Origin of the sequence: Salinispora oceanensis (assembly GCF_000383575.1) — a bacterium.
Lineage (GTDB): Bacteria > Actinomycetota > Actinomycetes > Mycobacteriales > Micromonosporaceae > Micromonospora > Micromonospora oceanensis.
The window spans coordinates 4572740-4590128 of sequence record NZ_KB911579.1; the positions used below are offsets into that span (position 1 = coordinate 4572740).

Consider the following 17389-nt stretch of genomic DNA (forward strand, 5'->3'; position numbering starts at 1 on the left):
TTGAGCCGACATCCGTCGGGGTGACTCCGTCCGGCTGTTCTGCCGCACAGGGCATATCGACGATTGTCGTGGCAATCGGCGCTGTGGCCGGTCGGCTGGGCGCCTTGAACAGTATGCTACTGTAGCGCGTTAAACTCCACGGTGGATTATTGTGCCGACGGGTGTGCGTGCTGTGTGGTGGGTTCTCTCCACCCCCGTCTGGGCCGTGGCGGCTAGTAGGAGAGGCCGGGCGGTGGCGGGCTGATTCGGCGACGGCGTAGCACGACCTGCCGGGTCCCATCCCGGAATAGCCGGACCCGGGCCAGCTCCCAGCCGGAGAACTCCGCTTGGATGGCGAGCTGCGCCGCCGCGGTCAGCCGGTCAACGTTCGGGGGCAATCGTAGCGGCGCGTATTCGTAGTCCATGGCCCCATGCTGCCCATCCGCCCAGCCCGGCGCCACCCCGCCCGGCCCGGTTACCCCAGGCCAGGCGGGGTGCCTGCGGGCCCGGAGTCAGCCGTCGCGCTCCGGGTAGCCGACCGGGACGGCGGAGACGTCGTCGAGGGCAGTTTTGATCTCTTCCGGCAGGGTCATCTGTTCGACCTGGAGTGCGCCAAGTAACTGCCCCACCGTGCGCGCGCCGAGGATCGGCGCGACGACCCCGGGCCGGTCGCGGATCCAGGCCAGCGCGACCTCCAGCGGGGAGACGCCGAGACCGCCGGCGGCGGTGGCAACCGCCTCCACGATGCTGGAGCAGCGCGGTTCCAGGTAGGTCGCGACGAACCGCTCGAAGTGCGGTGAGGCTGCCCGAGAATCCGCTGGTCGGCCGTTTCGGTACTTGCCGGTCAAGACTCCCCGCCCCAGCGGCGACCAGGGCAACACCCCCAGCCCGAGGGCCGCGCAGGCCGGTAGCACCTCCCGCTCGATGCCGCGTTCCAGTAGCGAGTACTCCACCTGGGCGGCGACCACCGGGGAGCGGCCGGGCCAGGCCGCCTGCCAGGCCGCCGCCCGCGCCGTTTGCCAGCCGGAGAAGTTGGCGACGCCCACGTACCGGACCCGCCCGCTGGCGACCGCGTGGTCCAGCGCCGCGAGGGTCTCCTCCAGCGGAGTGTCCGGGTCATACCCGTGCACCTGGAACAGGTCGACATGATCGGTGCCGAGCCGCCGCAGTGACGCGTCCAGGGTCCGGAGTAGGTGCCCACGGGAGCCGTCGCGGCGTCGGCCGTTGCCCGGGCGTAGCCCCGCCTTGGTCGCGATCAGCAGCTCCTCGCGGGGGACCAGGGTGCCCAGCAGTGAGCCGATGACCGACTCGGCGTCACCGTCACCGTAGACATCGGCGGTGTCGACCAGGTTGCCGCCGGCGTCGAGATATCCTTTCAGCTGGGCCGCCGCGTCGTCGGCGTCGGTGTCTCGGCCCCAGGTCATGGTGCCGAGCGCGAGCCGCGAAACCGCCAGCCCGCTTCGGCCGAGCGGTCGCTGTTGCATGGCTGAATCTTATTTCCATCAGGGGTCACACCGATATCCGCGCTACCGCCCAGTCTGCCGCCCCGTTCGTCGCTGCGCTCCTCGAGGTACGTCGCGGCCCACGCTGTTTACCTGAGCCGGTGATCGAGGGGGGCCATGGTATTGCGTAACCTGATGCGACCTGTGGTGTGAATGGGGGAGGACTAGTGCGACTCGGGCTCAGCCTCGGTTACCAGACGGCGTGGAGTACCCCCGCTGACCATCTGGCTCTGGCCCAGGAGGCGGACCGGCTCGGCTACACGGTGGTGTGGGCGGCGGAGGCGTATGGCTCCGACTCGCCGAGCATGCTCGCCTGGATGGCCGGCCAGACTAAACGGATCGAGCTGGGTAGCGCGGTGATGCAGATTCCCGGCCGTACGCCGGCGATGACCGCGATGACCGCCGCGACCATCGACGCCCTCTCGGGTGGCCGATTCCGGCTCGGCCTGGGAGTTTCTGGTCCGCAGGTCTCCGAGGGCTGGCATGGCGTACGGTTCGGCCGGCCGCTCGCCCGGACCCGTGAGTTCGTCGACATCGTTCGGCTGGCGGTGGCCCGCAAGGAGGTCGCCTACAACGGCGACTTCTACACCCTGCCGCTGCCCGACGGCCCGGGCAAGGCGCTGCGCCTGGGCTTCCACCCGCCCCGGGAGTACATTCCGACCTACCTGGCTGCCGTCGGTCCGAAGAACCTGGAACTCGCGGGAGAGATCGCCGACGGCTGGCTCGCCGTCTTCTACGCGCCAGAGTTCGCCGCCGAGCAGCTCGCTGCGATCCGCGTCGGTCGAGCCCGCGCCGGTAAGGAGCTGTCCGGGTTCGATGTGGTTCCCTCGGTGCCGGTGGTGATCGGTGACGATGTCGCCAGCTGCGCCGAACTGGTCCGCTGGTACGCCGCGCTCTACCTCGGTGGCATGGGCAGCCGGCAGCAGAACTTCTACAACCAGCTCGCCACCCGGATGGGATACGGCGACGCGGCGCGCGAGGTGCAGGATCTGTACCTGGCCAGGCGGCACCGCGACGCGGCCGCCGCGGTGCCGCTGGAGTTGATCGACCGCACCTCGCTGCTCGGTCCGAAGGAGCGCATCGCCGAGCGGATGCGGGAGTTCGCCGCGGCCGGCGTCACCACCCTGTCGGTGACCCTCTTCGTGGCTGACCGGGACAGTGGCGTACAGACCCTACGGACCGTCGCCGAGGCGCTGGATCTCGCGGGAGTCGGGGAGTGACCTGGGTCGAGGCCATTGTCCTGGGCATCGTGCAGGGCCTGACCGAATTCCTGCCGATCAGCTCGTCGGGCCATCTGCGGATCACCTCAGCGATCTTCTTCGAGCGGGACGCCGGGGCGTCGTTCACCGCCGTCACCCAGCTCGGCACCGAGGCGGCGGTGCTTCTCTACTTCGCCAAGGACATCTGGCGAATCACCCGTACCTGGGTCGTCGGAATCTGGGACCGGTCGGTGCGCAGCAGCCTTGACTACCGGATGGGCTGGTACGTCATCGTCGGCTCGATTCCCATCGGCGTCTTCGGCCTCTTGTTCAAGGACCAGATCCGGGAGACCGCGCGAAACCTGTGGTTGGTTGCCAGCACCCTGATCCTGTTCGCCTTCGTGCTGGCATTCGCCGAGTACTGGGGCCGGCAGACGCGTACGCTGGAGAACTTCCGGATGCGCGACGGTGTGGTGATGGGTTTCGCGCAGGCGATGGCGCTGATTCCCGGCGTGTCCCGGTCGGGGGGGACGCTCACCGCCGGCCTGTTGCTCAACCTGACCCGGGAGACCGCGGCCCGATACTCGTTCCTGCTGGCCATTCCCGCGGTGGTGATGTCGGGCGTGCTCAGTCTGGAGGATGTCTTCGCGCCGGCCGCCCCGGGCACCTCGGTGCCGAGCGGGGCACAGATGATCGTGGCAACGGCGGTCGCCTTCGCCGTGGGTTACGCGGCCATCGCCTGGCTGTTGCGCTACGTGGCGCACCACACCCTGTACATCTTTGTCCTGTACCGGGTGGCGTTGGGAACGCTGGTGCTCGCCCTGTTGCTGACCGGCACGATCAGCGCCACCTGACCCTCGCGCCGACGCGCCCGGGTGCGGCGCCGCCCCGGAGCGCGTCGGTGGGCCAGGGGCGGGGCAGGCCCTAGGGTGGTCACCGTGGCGACCCTACTGCTCCTACGACACGGCCGGACGACCGCGAACGCGGCCGGCGGGCTGGCCGGTCGGCAGCCGGTTGAGCTGGACGAGACCGGCCGTACCCAGGCCGCCGCGGTCGGCGAGCGGCTCCGCCTGCTCTCCTGCGCGACTGTGGTGACCAGCCCGTTGGTCCGCTGTCGGCAGACCCTGGACCGGGCGTTGCCCGAGGCCGTGCCGGTGGTGGAGGAGAGGCTGACCGAGTGCGGTTACGGCAGCTGGGAGGGGCAGCCGCTGAAACAGCTCGCTAAGGACCCGCTCTGGCCCGTTGTGCAGCAGCATCCCAGCGCGGCGGTTTTCCCGGATGGGGAGGCGATGGCGAGCATGGCGGCCCGGGCGGTGGCCGCGGTGCGTTCCTGGGACGCTCGGGTGAGTGCGGAGCACGGGCCGGACGCGGTCTGGTTGGCCTGTACCCATGGCGACGTGATCAAGGCGATCGTGGCGGACGCACTCGGCCTGCACCTGGACCTCTTCCAGCGTCTGGTCGTGGATCCGGCCTCGGTCACCGCGATCCGCTACACCCCGCTGCGTCCGTTCCTGGTGCGGCTCAACGACACCGGTGGCGATCTGACGGCGCTGGTTCCACCTCCGCCGAAGCGAGGTGGGGGGAGCGCCGCCGACTCGGACGCTGCGATCGGTGGCGGCGCTGGGGCAGGGGCCTGACGGTCGCGGAATCGCGTCGGCGCTGGCGAGGGGCGACGCGGCCCGGGTGGCCACGGCGGGGCCGAGGGTCGCCGCCGCGCGGATGCTCCGCGCGGCGATTCCGGTCGGTGGGGTGCGCGCCGTGCGGGTGCGCCGGATAGGGTCAAGGTATGACCCACCAGGTGCACGCCTTCGAGCCGCCGGAGCGGTTCGTCGCCGGAACCGTCGGGCCGCCGGGGGATCGCACGTTCTTCCTCCAGGCTCGCGGCGGTGGCCGGCTGGTCAGCGTCGCGCTGGAGAAGGTCCAGGTCTCACTGCTGGCAGAGAAGCTGGAGGAGCTGCTCTCCGAGGCGCAACGGCGGTTTGGGGTGAAGCTGCCGGAGACCGGCCCGGTCGGTGGCGACAACGACCCGCTGGACACGCCCGTTGATGAGGAGTTCCGGGTCGGCACCCTGGGGCTGGCTTTTGACGTGGACACCGAGACGGTCGTGATCGAGGCGATCGCGGTCGGCGAGGCCGAGGCCGAGGTTGGGGCCGAGGCTGCGGCTGAGGTCGAGTTGGACGAGTCAGATGACGACGAGTCAGATGACGACGAGCCTGACGACGACCTGGACCGGCTGCGGGTGCGGTTGACCCCGGAGGCGACGCGCGAGTTCATCGGACGGGCCCGGCGGGTGGTGAACGCGGGCCGGCCGCCGTGTCCGCTCTGTGGGCAGCCCCTCGACCCCGTCGGTCACCTCTGCCCACGCCACAACGGCTACCACCGGTGACCTCATCCGACCTGCGCCGTAGCTGGGACCGGGAGGGGCCTCGCCAGAACGATGATCCGTCGCTTCGGCTGCTCCGGGAGGGTGCGCTGGATCTGGAGGGGCGGCTGGTTGACGCCTCGAACACGACGTTGCGCGCGGCGCTGACGCTGGACGGGATGACCGCGCATTGTGTCTACAAGCCGGTCCGGGGTGAGCGGCCCCTGTGGGACTTCCCAGACGGCAATCTCGCCGGGCGCGAGGTCGCTGCATATCTGGTGTCCGCCGCCACGGGCTGGGATCTGGTACCGCCGACGGTGCTGCGCGACGGGCCACTCGGCCCCGGCTCCTGCCAGCTGTGGATCGACGGGCCGGACGAGTTGGAGCCGCTGGTCGGGTTTGTTCCCGCCGACGCGCTGCCGGCTCAGTGGTTCGCGGTCGCGGCAGCACGGGACGACGAGGGCACCCCTTACGCCTTGGCGCACGCCGACGACCCGCGGTTGGCCCGGCTGGCGGTGCTCGATGTGATCATCAACAACGCCGACCGTAAGGGCGGACATGTTCTGGTCGGCCCGGACGATCGAATCTACGGCGTGGACCACGGGGTCAGCTTCCACGTGGAGGAGAAGCTGCGCACGGTCCTGTGGGGTTGGGCGGGCCGCAAGCTGCCGGCGGAGGTGGCGGAGGTGCTCGCGGCGCTCGCCGACGCGGTCGCCGGAGATCTGGGCGGGGAACTCGCCAAGTACCTCACCCGCGGTGAGATCGCCGAGGTGGCGGCCCGGATCGGGCGGCTGCGGGCCGCCGGTCGCTTCCCGCTGCCGTCGCCGCAGTGGCCGGCGATTCCGTGGCCACCCATGTGAGCGGCTGTCACCTTAGTCACTTCTCGGCTGCCCCGGAGTCCACTGCCGGCTGGTTAGGCTGGCGGTCATGGACTCTTGGGCGGAACACGAGGTGCCACGGCTACCAGGCCGGGGCGGGCCGCTGATGTTGTTTGACTCGGCCCGGCGAGGCACCGCCGCCAGCGCGCCGGCCGGCACCGGCACAATGTACGTCTGCGGCATCACCCCGTATGACGCCACCCACCTCGGGCACGCCGCCACGATGATCACCTTCGACCTGATCCAGCGGGTGTGGCGGGATGCCGGAGTGGACGTGACGTACGTGCAGAACGTGACGGACATCGATGATCCGCTATTGGAGCGGGCTGCTCGGGACGGCGAGGACTGGAAGGTCCTGGCGATGCGGGAGACCGCCCTGTTCCGGGAGGACATGGAGGCGCTGCGGATTATCCCGCCGGAGCACTACGTCGGTGCGGTGGAGTCGATTCCAGACATCGCCGAGCGGGTCCTGACCCTGGTGAAGGAGGGTGCTGCCTACCGGCTGGAGGACGGCACCGATGATGTCTACTTCGACATCTCGGCCGCGCCCCGGTTCGGGTATGAGTCGCACCTGAGCCGGGAGCAGATGATGGAGATCTTTCCCGAGCGCGGTGGTGACCCGGATCGAGCGGGTAAACGCGACCCGCTTGATCCACTGTTGTGGCGTGGTGCCCGTTCGGACGAGCCGTCGTGGCCCGGCGGTGACCTGGGTCCGGGCCGTCCCGGCTGGCATATCGAGTGCGCCGTGATCGCGCTCAATCTGCTCGGTGAGCAGATCGATGTGCAGGGTGGCGGCAATGATCTGATCTTCCCGCACCATGAGTGTTCGGCCGCACACGCCGAGTTGCTGACCGGGCAGGCCCCGTTCGCCGGGCATTACGTGCACGCCGGCATGATCGGCCTGGACGGGGAGAAGATGTCCAAGTCCCGCGGCAACCTGGTCTTCGTCTCCCGGTTGCGAGCCGACCAGGTGGATCCGATGGCGGTCCGGCTGGCCCTGATGAGCGGGCACTACCGCAGCGACCGCTCCTGGAGCGACGAGCTGTTGGCGACCGCGCAGGAGCGGCTGGGCCGGTGGCGCAGGGCCACCGCGCTGCCCTGCGGGCCGTCTGCGGAGGCGTTTCTGGCCACGCTTCGCGCGCGGCTCGCCGATGACCTCGACGCCCCGGGGGCGCTTGCGTTGGCGGACTCCTGGGCGGAGGCGGCGCTCAACGGTGCCGGCGACGACCCGGCGGCCCCCGCGCTCTTCCCCCGGGCCCTGGACGCCCTGCTCGGCGTGCGGCTGTGACCGGCTGGGCGGTCCGATCGGCCGGGTAGGCCTCCACTGGGGCCGCCGGGTAGAGCTTCGCCACGTCGGCGGCTCGCCGCCGGAGCGGCCTGGGCGGCCATGATCGGGTACCGGGAGCGGGCGGGCAGGGCTGGTCGGAGCTCGATCAGCCGAGGACGAGCCCCGGGCCCGGATCCGGGCCCGGGTCGGTCGCCGGGGCGGGGATCCGGTACGCCTCGGTCAGGGTGGTGACCGGGCCGGGCCAGGTGGCCTGGGCGACCTCAATCGGCTTACGGCGCTCGTCGTAGGCGACGTGCAGCAGGTGTAGCACCGGGGTGTCGGGTCGGATCTGGAGGGTCTCCGCCTCGTCCCGACTGGGCTGCCGGGCACTGATCGTGTCGGTCGCGGTGACGTACCGCCGGCCGGTGGCTTCCTCGGCCTCCTGGTAGAGGGGGCGGCCGAACGCCTCGGCCCGTTCCAGTGTGGTGCCGGCGGTGTCGGTCGGTAGGAACCAGGCGGCGCCCACCTCTACCGGGGAGTCCTCGGTGCGGACCAGATGCCGGCGACAGAGCAGCTCGGTGCCGTCCGACACACCGAACGCGTCGGCGACCTCGGGCGGTGCGGGGGTGGGCCCGACGGAGACGAGCTGTTGCCGGTACCGGGCCGCGAGGTCGGTGTGGTAACCACGGAAACCGCCGTACCGACCCCGGGCGAGCCGGTTGAGGCGGCGTCGGGTGCCGCGGACGTAGGTGCCGGATCCGGGCTTGGTGATCAGGACGCCCTCGACCCGTAGCTGGTCCACGGCACGCTGCACGGTCTGCTTAGCGACACCGAACATCTCGGCGATGGCCGGGATGGAGGGTAGCCGATCGCCAGGGCCCCAGTCACCGCGGCGCACCTGTGCCTTGATCTGCGCGGCGATCTGCCGGTGCGGAAACTCGGCCGCACCCGGGTTGATCTGCATGCCCGCCTCCTCGATCATCACTAGGTTCCTAGGATGCCGTAGCGGTTGTGTCCTGTCCACACCCGACTCACCTTCCCCCGAAGACAGCGCAGGCCTACGAGCAGGGGGTGCGGTGATGCGTCCCGTCGTCGCGGACAGAACGCCGGGCGTGGCCCGCCACCTTCACCGGTGGCGGGCCACGAGGAGCACGTGCTCCGGGTTACCAGGAGCCGGCGGTAGGCCCGGCGGAGCCACCGCGCCGACGCAGGTACTTCTCAAACTCCTGGGCGATCTCGTCCCCGGTCAACGGGGTGATGCCGGCGTCACCGACCCGCTCCTCCAACTCGCGGACGTACTCACCGAGCTCGGCGTCCTGCTCTGCGGCGCTCCGCACCCGCTGCTCCCACTCGGCGGCCTCCTCGGCGAGGTCGGCCATCGGCACCGGCAGGTCCAGCACCTCCTCGACCCGGTGGAGCAGGGCCAGGGTCGCCTTGGGGCAGGGTGGGTTGTTGGCGTAGTGCGGTACATGCACCCAGAACGAGACCGCGTCCACGTCGGCCCGCGAGCAGGCATCGTGCAGGACCCCGACTATGCCGGTGGGCCCGTCGTAGCGGGTGGGGGTGAGCTGGAAGCGCTGTGCCGCGCCCTTGTCGGAGGCGCTCCCGCTGATCGGTAGCGGTCGGGTGTACGGCACGTCGGCCAAGAGCGCGCCGAGCAACACCACCCGTTCGACCTCCAGGCTGTGGCAGATCTCCAGCACCTGCTCGCAGAAGGTGCGCCAGCGCATGCTCGGCTCGATCCCACGGATCAGCACGACATCCCGCTCGGTACCGGCCGGGCTGGCGGCCATGAACCGGGTGGTAGGCCACTCCACCCGCCGGGTCTCGCCGGCCGACATCGCGATCGTGGGACGGCTGACCTGGAAGTCGTAGAAGTCTTCCGGATCCAGCTCGGTCACCGGCCGGGCCTGCCACACCTGTTCCAGGTGCTCGACGGCGGCCGTCGAGGCGTCGGCGGCGTCGTTCCAGCCTTCGAAGGCGGCGATGGCCACGGGGGACCGCAGAACCGGCAGTCCGTCGAACTCGGTCACGCGGTCACCTCGTCCCGCCCGTCGGGGCGGTGCTGGGCGAATGCCCGATCGGCTGGCCGCCATGCATCGTGGCGTCGCTGTAGTCCCTCACGTCCGTCAGCCTACGTGCCAGGGGCGGGAACCGGACCGTCGGCCGCGCCGATCTATCAATCGACAAAACAGCTATTCTGGCGGTAAAAGGGCGGAGTGTGCTAGTTACACCATGTGGGACCGGCGGTCGGCGATAGACCACACCCCGTGTTGTCGCAGTAACCTGAAGCTGTGGTGATCTCTGTGCTTGACGCGCTGACCGACCGGATCCTCGTCGCTGACGGGGCGATGGGGACCATGTTGCATGCGGCAGACCTGACTCTCGACGACTTCGATGGTCTGGAGGGCTGCAACGAGATCCTCAACGTGACCCGGCCGGACGCTGTTCGTGACGTGCACGAGGCGTACCTGGCCGTGGGCGCAGACTGCGTCGAAACCAATACTTTCGGCGCTAACCTGGCGAACCTCGCCGAGTATGGCATTGAGGGGCGCATCCGGGAGCTGTCCGAGGCCGGCGCCCGGCTGGCCCGCACCGCCGCGGACGCGTACGCGACACCGGAGCAGCCGCGCTTCGTCCTGGGCTCGATCGGGCCGGGCACGAAACTGCCCACCCTTGGGCACGCCACCTACGCCGCGCTGCGGGACGCGTACCAGGAGAACGCCGTTGGCCTTATCGCCGGCGGATCGGACGCGTTGATCATCGAGACCTGTCAGGACCTGCTTCAGGTGAAGGCGGCGGTGATCGGGTCAAAGCGGGCGATGGCCGAGCTGGGCCGATCGGTTCCGATCATCTGCCACATGGCGGTGGAGACCACCGGCACGATGCTGCTGGGCAGCGAGATCGGCGCCGCGCTCACCGCGATCGAGCCACTCGGCATCGACCTGATCGGGCTGAACTGCTCTACCGGCCCGGCGGAGATGGGTGAGCACCTGCGCTACCTGTCGCAGCACTCCCAGATTCCGGTGTCGGTGATGCCGAACGCCGGCCTGCCGGTCCTCACCTCCGACGGTGCGTACTTCCCGTTGACCCCGGATGAGATGGGCGAGGCGCTGGAGCAATTCGTCACCGACTACGGTGTGGCGCTGGTCGGCGGGTGCTGTGGAAGCACGCCGGAGCACATCCGGGTGCTGGCCGAACGGATGCGAGGCCGGCGACCGGTGCTGCGCGAGCCACGGCCCGAGCCCGGTGCCTCGTCGATCTATCACCATGTCCCCTTCGCGCAGGACGCGAGCGTGCTGATGGTGGGGGAGCGGACCAACGCCAACGGATCCAAGGCGTTCCGTGAGGCCATGCTCGCCGAGGATTGGCAGGGCTGCGTGGAGATCGCCCGTGGCCAGGCGCGGGACGGCTCGCACCTGTTGGACCTCTGTGTGGACTACGTGGGCCGCGACGGCACCCAGGACATGCGTGAGCTGGCCAGCCGGTTCGCCACCGCCTCCACGTTGCCGATCATGTTGGACTCGACCGAGCCGGGTGTGATCGAGGCGGGGCTGGAGACGCTCGGTGGACGATGCGTGGTCAACTCGGTCAACTTCGAGGACGGCGACGGCCCCGACTCCCGCTATGCCCGCCTGATGCCCGTGGTCAGGGAACACGGAGCGGCGGTGGTGGCGCTGCTCATTGACGAGGAAGGGCAGGCGCGCACCAAGGACTGGAAGGTACGCGTGGCCACCCGGCTGGTCGACGATCTGACCGGCCGTTGGGGGATGGCCCGTGCGGACATCCTGATTGATGCTCTGACCTTCCCGATCGCCACCGGGCAGGAGGAGACCCGGCGGGACGGGATCGAGACCATCGAGGCTATCCGCGAAATCGCTGCTCGTTACCCGGGGGTCAATTTCACCCTGGGCATCTCCAACGTCTCCTTCGGTCTCAACCCGGCGGCCCGGCAGGTGCTCAACTCGGTGTTTCTGCACGAGTGTGTCCAGGCCGGGCTGACCTCGGCGATCGTGCATGCCAGCAAGATCCTGCCGATGTCGAAGATTCCCGATGAGCAGCGGGAGATCGCACTCGATCTGATCTACGACCGACGTCGTGAAGGGTACGACCCGGTTCAGCGCTTCATTGAAGCCTTCGAGGGGGTGGACGCCGCCTCGGCGCGGGCCAGCCGAGCTGAGGAACTGGCCGCGCTGCCGCTCCGGGAGCGGCTCAAGCGCCGGATCATTGACGGTGAGCGCAACGGTCTCGAGGCCGATCTGGACGCGGCCCTCGCCAGCGGGTTGGCGGCGATGGCGGTTATCAACGACATTCTGCTGGATGGGATGAAGGTGGTCGGCGAGCTGTTCGGGTCCGGCCAGATGCAGCTGCCGTTCGTACTCCAGTCCGCCGAGGTGATGAAGTCCGCGGTGGCGTACCTGGAGCCGCACCTGGAGAAGGCCGACGACGGTGGTAAGGGACGGATCGTGCTCGCCACCGTGAAGGGCGACGTCCACGACATCGGCAAGAATCTGGTCGACATCATCCTGTCGAACAACGGCTATGAGGTGGTGAACATCGGGATCAAGCAGCCGATCAACGCCATCCTCGACGCCGCCGAGCAAAACCGCGCGGACGCGATCGGCATGTCGGGGCTGTTGGTGAAGAGCACCGTCATTATGAAGGAGAACCTGGTCGAGATGGCCACGCGGGGCGTTGCGGAGCGCTGGCCGGTCCTGCTTGGGGGCGCGGCGCTGACCCGTGCGTATGTCGAGGACGACCTGCGATCGATGTTCCCCGGCCAAGTGCACTACGCCCGGGATGCCTTCGAGGGGCTCTCCCTGATGGACCGGGTGATGGCCGCCAAGCGTGGTGGCGCTCAGGTGGTGGACCCGGAACGGGAGGCGGCGCTGGCCGCGCGGCGGGAGCGGCGGGCGCGGCAGCAGGCGTTCGTCAGCGAGTCCTTGCCGGAGCTGAACGATGCCTCCGTCCGCTCCGACGTGGCCACCGATGTGGAGGTGCCCACCCCACCGTTCTTCGGCACCCGAGTGGTCAAGGGGCTGCCCCTCGCCGACTACGCGGCCCTGCTCGACGAACGGGCGACCTTCCTCGGGCAGTGGGGACTGCGCGGTACCCGTGGCGGCAAGGGCCCCACCTACGAGGAGTTGGTGGAGACCGAGGGACGGCCGCGGCTGCGCTACTGGCTGGACCGGCTCATCGCCGACCAGGTGCTTGAAGCGGCTGTTGTGTACGGGTACTTCCCGGCCTACTCCGACGGCAACGACCTGGTGGTGCTCGATGAGAACGGGCATTCGGAGCGGGCCCGGTTCACCTTCCCCCGGCAGCGCCAGGAGCGACGGCTCTGCTTGGCTGACTTCTTCCGTCCTCACGGCGGCGAGCTTGACGTGGTGGCGCTACAGCTGGTCACGGTTGGCCAACCGATCAGCGAATACACGGCGAAGTTGTTCGCCCGGAACGAGTACCGCGACTATCTGGAGGTCCACGGGCTGTCGGTGCAGCTCACCGAGGCGCTTGCCGAGTACTGGCACCAGCGGGTCCGGGCCGAGCTGAGACTGTCCGACGACCGTACGGTTGCCACCGCCGACCCGGCGGACCTGGCCGGGTTGCTGCGTAACGACTACCGGGGCTGCCGGTATGCCTTCGGCTACCCAGCCTGCCCGGACCTGGAGGATCGGGCGAAGCTCGTAAACCTGCTGGGGGCGGAACGGATCGGCGTGCAGCTGTCGGAGGAGTTCCAGCTCGTTCCGGAACAGGCTACCGACGCAATTGTCGTGCACCACCCGGAGGCGAGTTACTTTAACGCCAAGTGACACTTGGTTCGTCCGACCAGGTACCGGTGAGGTGTTCCATTTTTAGAAAGCCCGATGCCCTTGCTGGGCTGGGCGAAAGCACGGTGGGTGCCAGCCAGTGGCAACCGGGAGAGCAGCTCAAACCACGAGCTGGGGCAGGTCTAAAGCTCCTCAAGTGGGGCAGCCCCTGCCCGAGGCCGCACCGGACGACTGAGGCCAATCGTCCACGGTTTCGCACCGCGCTCCTCGCCCGGCAACAGGCCGACGCCCGTCCTCGACGTTCGGTCTCCGGGCCCAACCCGGTCCCATGTTGCGGAGCAATGGGTCGACACGTGGATTGAGGTTGCCGTTGCTATTGGAAGCCAAGGCTTCGGCAGCTGGAAGTAGTGGCGTTTCCGGGGAGTTGACTCGGCTGCAGCCACTTATTTTGGCAATGCCCAGGCCTCGGTATTGTTGTCATCTATTTCGGGCGTGTCCAACTCTGCGGTGTGGTTGTGCCGCGCCGCGCTGCCCCGGGCGGGCTGGCGACTTGCTGTTGTCGGCGCAAGAGTTCCGGTGCAAATCGGATTATTGCCTCGATAGCGGACTGAGGGAAACTGGGTCGTAATCGAACCCGCCGCGGTGGCGCTCAGCAACGTTGTGATGCAGGTCAATGGCAATGCTGCGAATCACACTGCATTGGCTTTGTGTAGGTGTTCGCGCTGCGCAACGCTGTGCAAGCGCGTACTGCCGTGTGTCATGGCCAGATACCTGGCCCGGCGTGAGCGTGGCAGAGGATGCAGTTACAGCCAGTGATAAATACGGTGGACCTTGGACTGATCCTGTCGGGTATTGGCTCCAATAATTCCTCTGGGGTGGTAGCGGCTATGCCGATGGTGGGGAAGAATCACTCTTCAATGTCCCATTCGAGATCGAGGTACTTGTCATCGCCAGTCGGTTCTGGTATTAGGGTGCGTATCCCAGTGATCAGCATGATGTCCACAAATTCTGATCAAACAACTATCCAACATAGCGCCGGCGTGTCGGCTCGGCCCCGGGCGCCACCTTTCCGAGAGCAGCGTGGCCCGGCCGCCGTTGGCGTGCCGAGTCGTGCGAAACCTCGTCTTGCAGCAGCGGCCGCTGGCCGCGTACGGGGACTGGTTTGTCATCTACGCGCAGGTGAGTAGGTCGGGTACTCGATGACTGACGCCAGTATTGGCGTCGTCAGGCGAGGAGGCTGCGCGAGCCGTGGGGAGGATGTCTTGGGTAAGTCAATGCCGTCGGTGCGATTTCACGCCCACCCGTCGTGGAAGGTGCGCGGCCGGGAGGAGCATCTGAAGCAGATCAGTACCGATCTGCGCCGGGTAGTGACCGGCGGGCGGTGCCGGGTGCTCATCGTGCAGGCAGCGCCCGGCGGCGGCAAGACCCGGTTGTTGGCTGAGGCGGTCGAGATCGCCGACGGCATGGGTTTCACCGTCGTCGGTGGTGCCATGGCTGGTCCTGAAGCGGCACCTGACGTGGTGCAACTTCCTGCCGCTACTCAGTTCCAGGGGGCTGGCGGCGACCCGGACCGTCGTCACCGTACACGCGTGACCTCCCTGGTCGAGGCGACCGCAACGCGGCTGGGGCACGTCGCGAAGGACGTTCCCACGGTGGTCACCCTCGATGACCTGCACCTGGCTGACCCGGCCTCGCTAACGGCGCTGTGTGATCAAATCCTGGCGCTCAAGGGCCGACCGGCCCTTTGGCTACTGACCTTCACTTCGTTGGCCAGCTCCGTCCCTTCCGACCAGGCGTTGATGTGCTTGAGCAGGCTACGGGGCAGAGTGGCGGTGGAGCTGATCCGAGGGTTGAGTCCGCTCTCGACCAGAGCACTGGAGCAACTGGTCGCCGACCATACCGGATCCATGCCCGACCCAACGCTGCTCGCCCTGGTGGAGAGCCTCAACGACACGCCCTCCGCGGTAATCGAACTGATCCGCGGGCTCATGGAGGACGGCGTCATCGGTACGGATGAGGGCACCTTGGTGCTGACTCCAGATGCGTTGAGCGGTCCCCGCGACGTCCACGCTGTTCAGTTGCCCGCGCCAGTGCCGAAGCGGCTGTCCTCCATGATCGAGGAGAATCTCCAGCAACTCTCCGAGTCGACTGTCAATTCCCTTCGGCTGGCGGCCGTACTCGGGTCTCCGTTCGCACCGGAGGAACTGTCGGCCATGCTCGACGAATCACCGGTTGGTCTCCTGACGGCGGTGCACGAGGCGATGGAACGCAGGATGCTGGTCAGTTGCGGGCAGAAGCTGGCGTTTCGCACTGACTCCATCTGGCGGGTGCTCCTTGACTCGGTGCCGCCGCCGGTACGTGTGTTGCTGCATCGGCAGGCGGCGGAAGTGCTGCTGCAGCGCCCGGACGGGGCCGAACGTGCCGCCCTGCAACTGGCGCACATAGCTCAACCCGGCAACGTCAGGGATATCGAGATCATCGTGGAAGGAGCTCGACGTCTCGTCGCCACCGATCCCACGACCGCGGCCTCCCTGGCGATTCGTGGGATGGACCTGCTGAAACCGGGCCAAGACCAACGCGTGCGCCTGGCCAACACGGCGGCGAAGGCGCTCACCAAGTCGGGGCGGTTGGACGAGGCGGTCACCGTGGCCAGGGACGAGATTGACATGGCCGTGAGTAGGGCGCCCGCGTCGGTGCCGTCGGCCCGCGACATCGCTGCCCTGCAGGCATCGATGTCGACCGCATTGCTGCTACGGGGCGACGTGCCGGCTGCCCGCCGAGCCACCGACGACGTGTTGGCCCGGCAGGCGGGGGGACTTCCACGGGCCGAAGCGACCGTCACCCATCTCGCCGCTTCCTACTTGATCGGTGACGGTACGGCGGTCGAGCAGGCACGCATGATCCTTAGCAGACCCAACCGACGGGACCTGGCGGTCAGGGTCAGCGCGATGACGGTCCGCGCACTGGATCAGTGGCGCGATGGTCATGTGGTGGAAGCGGTGGGGATCCTGCGGGAGGCCGTGGCGCTCGACTATGTCGGCGACACCGTCCAGGTCCTCGACCCGTGTTGGTTCCTCGCCTTCGCGCTTATCCGGATCGATGAGTACGGCGAAGCGGAGGAGGTCGTTCGAGGATTCGCGCAAACGGCCGCTTCGACGGCGAACACCCCGGCGACCGCGGTGCAGGCCGCGCTTCGCGCCCCCCTGCATCTCGCCCAGGGACAGCTGAATGAAGCCGAGAGAGTTGCCCGAGTCGCCTTGCGGCAGGACGGCGCGTACATGCCGATTTTCGCACCGCAGGCGTTGCTGGTCCTGGCCCACGTAGCGCTACGTCGTGGAAGTCCAGCCCTGGCCGCAACCCATCTGAAGGCGCTGGAAGGGGAGGGTCCACAGCATTCCTCCAGCCCGTGGCAGGCCGAGTATCTCCTCCTACAGGCGCAACTGGCCGAGGTGAACGACGGCCCCGCAGCGGCACTGGAAGTGTTGACCGAGACTGGGGCGCAGCCCATCACACCTCGGGAGATCGTTCTGGAGGATCCGGCAGTCGCCGCCTGGTGGGTACGTTGCGCGCTGACGGCAGACCAGCCCGAGATCGCAGGAGCAGTCGTCGACACAATCGATCACCTCAGCAGGCTCAATCCAGAGACCCCCGCGCTACTCGCCGCGGCCACACACGCCCGGGGGCTCGCTGAGGCCGATACCGACGCCCTCGCCGAGGCCGGTCGACTGCACCGAAACCCCTGGGCCCAGGCCGCAACGGCCGAGGACCGTGCCCGGCTCTTTCTCTTTCGGGAGAACCATGAGTCTGCCGTCCTCGAACTCGATCGCGCCATGAACGCCTACGCCCGGTTCGGCGCGGAGCGAGAGGCCGCCCGCGTACGCGCCCAGCTACGCGGACTCGGCGTGTGGCGTCGGCACTGGAAGCATGCGAAGCGTCCAGAATCCGGCTGGGAAAGTCTCACCGAGACCGAACGAAAAGTTGCCGAACTGGTGGCCGGTGGCCTAACTAATCAGCAGGCAGCCGACCGCTTGTTCATCTCACCGCACACCGTTGGTTTCCATCTGCGGCAGATTTACCGAAAGCTCGGTATCCGGTCCCGTTCCGCACTGATCCGAACTGATGCGTCCCGCGTGTCACAGCCCCGTAGCATCATCGCTTAGGGTCTGTTTCGGCGGTGGACGGTCGGTTGTGCTGACCGGCCCAGGATGCGCTTGAGTGCGGTTGGGACCGGGTGCGCAGGCCGGGGGCGGTCGTTGATGCGACCGTCCCCCGGCGCCACCGTCAACCGGCACGACTCGCCGTTGCTGCGCGACCTCCCCGAAGCCGGCCGCGCCGAACTCCTGTCAACTCCGCCAGCACCGGCGTGAGCAGGCCACCGCGCCCACCTTGACCACGCCGCTACACCGACCGCAGGGCCAACTCGTTCTGGCGGGC

General features: G+C 68.3%; 12 protein-coding genes. 8 read left to right on the forward strand and 4 right to left on the reverse strand.

Annotation, left to right across the window (positions count from 1 at the left end):
- Positions 1-212: 212 nt before the first annotated feature.
- A complete protein-coding gene (locus SALPAC4_RS0120920) occupies positions 213-404 on the reverse strand; it encodes a DUF5703 family protein (protein ID WP_018215309.1) in 192 nt (63 codons plus the stop codon).
- 87 nt (positions 405-491) lie between these two features.
- Positions 492-1463, reverse strand: coding sequence for an aldo/keto reductase (locus tag SALPAC4_RS0120925; RefSeq protein ID WP_018742604.1), 972 nt, complete (start codon positions 1461-1463; stop codon positions 492-494).
- A gap of 185 nt (positions 1464-1648) precedes the next feature.
- On the opposite strand from SALPAC4_RS0120925, the gene SALPAC4_RS0120930 reads away from it, so the two are divergent.
- The 6 genes from SALPAC4_RS0120930 to mshC all read left to right on the forward strand — a co-directional run bounded on the left by SALPAC4_RS0120930 (position 1649) and on the right by mshC (position 7208).
- Complete coding sequence (locus SALPAC4_RS0120930) at positions 1649-2701, forward strand: LLM class F420-dependent oxidoreductase (RefSeq protein WP_019872011.1); 1053 nt, start codon at positions 1649-1651, stop codon at positions 2699-2701.
- Positions 2698-3534 (forward strand): undecaprenyl-diphosphate phosphatase, encoded by an 837-nt coding sequence (locus tag SALPAC4_RS0120935; RefSeq protein ID WP_018742602.1) that lies wholly within the window; start codon positions 2698-2700, stop codon positions 3532-3534. Before SALPAC4_RS0120930 ends, SALPAC4_RS0120935 begins: the two co-directional genes overlap by 4 nt.
- A 75-nt stretch (positions 3535-3609) precedes the next feature.
- Entirely contained in the window at positions 3610-4317 is a 708-nt protein-coding gene (locus tag SALPAC4_RS0120940; protein ID WP_019872012.1) for an MSMEG_4193 family putative phosphomutase, read from the forward strand.
- A 149-nt stretch (positions 4318-4466) separates the two neighbouring features.
- The gene (locus tag SALPAC4_RS0120945) at positions 4467-5066 is read left to right on the forward strand and encodes a DUF3090 domain-containing protein (protein WP_019872013.1); all 600 of its coding nucleotides are present in this window, start codon (positions 4467-4469) and stop codon (positions 5064-5066) included.
- Positions 5063-5902, forward strand: a complete 840-nt coding sequence (locus SALPAC4_RS0120950) for an SCO1664 family protein (protein ID WP_019872014.1) — start codon at positions 5063-5065, stop codon at positions 5900-5902. The genes SALPAC4_RS0120945 and SALPAC4_RS0120950 overlap by 4 nt, the downstream gene beginning before the upstream one ends.
- A gap of 67 nt (positions 5903-5969) precedes the next feature.
- Positions 5970-7208 (forward strand): cysteine--1-D-myo-inosityl 2-amino-2-deoxy-alpha-D-glucopyranoside ligase, encoded by a 1239-nt coding sequence (gene mshC, locus SALPAC4_RS0120955; RefSeq protein ID WP_019872015.1) that lies wholly within the window; start codon positions 5970-5972, stop codon positions 7206-7208.
- Positions 7209-7353: 145 nt separating this feature from the next.
- Here mshC and SALPAC4_RS0120960 read toward each other — a convergent pair whose 3' ends face one another.
- Positions 7354-8151: a GntR family transcriptional regulator gene (locus tag SALPAC4_RS0120960; protein ID WP_027644931.1), complete on the reverse strand. Its 798-nt coding sequence runs from the start codon at positions 8149-8151 to the stop codon at positions 7354-7356.
- Positions 8152-8350: 199 nt separating this feature from the next.
- The gene (locus tag SALPAC4_RS0120965; protein ID WP_019872017.1) at positions 8351-9220 is read right to left on the reverse strand and encodes a PAC2 family protein; all 870 of its coding nucleotides are present in this window, start codon (positions 9218-9220) and stop codon (positions 8351-8353) included.
- 261 nt (positions 9221-9481) lie between these two features.
- Here SALPAC4_RS0120965 and metH point away from each other — a divergent pair, with 261 nt between their 5' ends.
- Together metH and SALPAC4_RS0120975 are read left to right on the forward strand one after the other, a co-directional pair.
- Positions 9482-12997, forward strand: a complete 3516-nt coding sequence (metH, locus tag SALPAC4_RS0120970) for a methionine synthase (protein WP_019872018.1) — start codon at positions 9482-9484, stop codon at positions 12995-12997.
- Between the two features lie 1232 nt (positions 12998-14229).
- Positions 14230-17115, forward strand: a complete 2886-nt coding sequence (locus tag SALPAC4_RS0120975; RefSeq protein WP_027644932.1) for a LuxR family transcriptional regulator — start codon at positions 14230-14232, stop codon at positions 17113-17115.
- Positions 17116-17389: the final 274 nt, after the last annotated feature.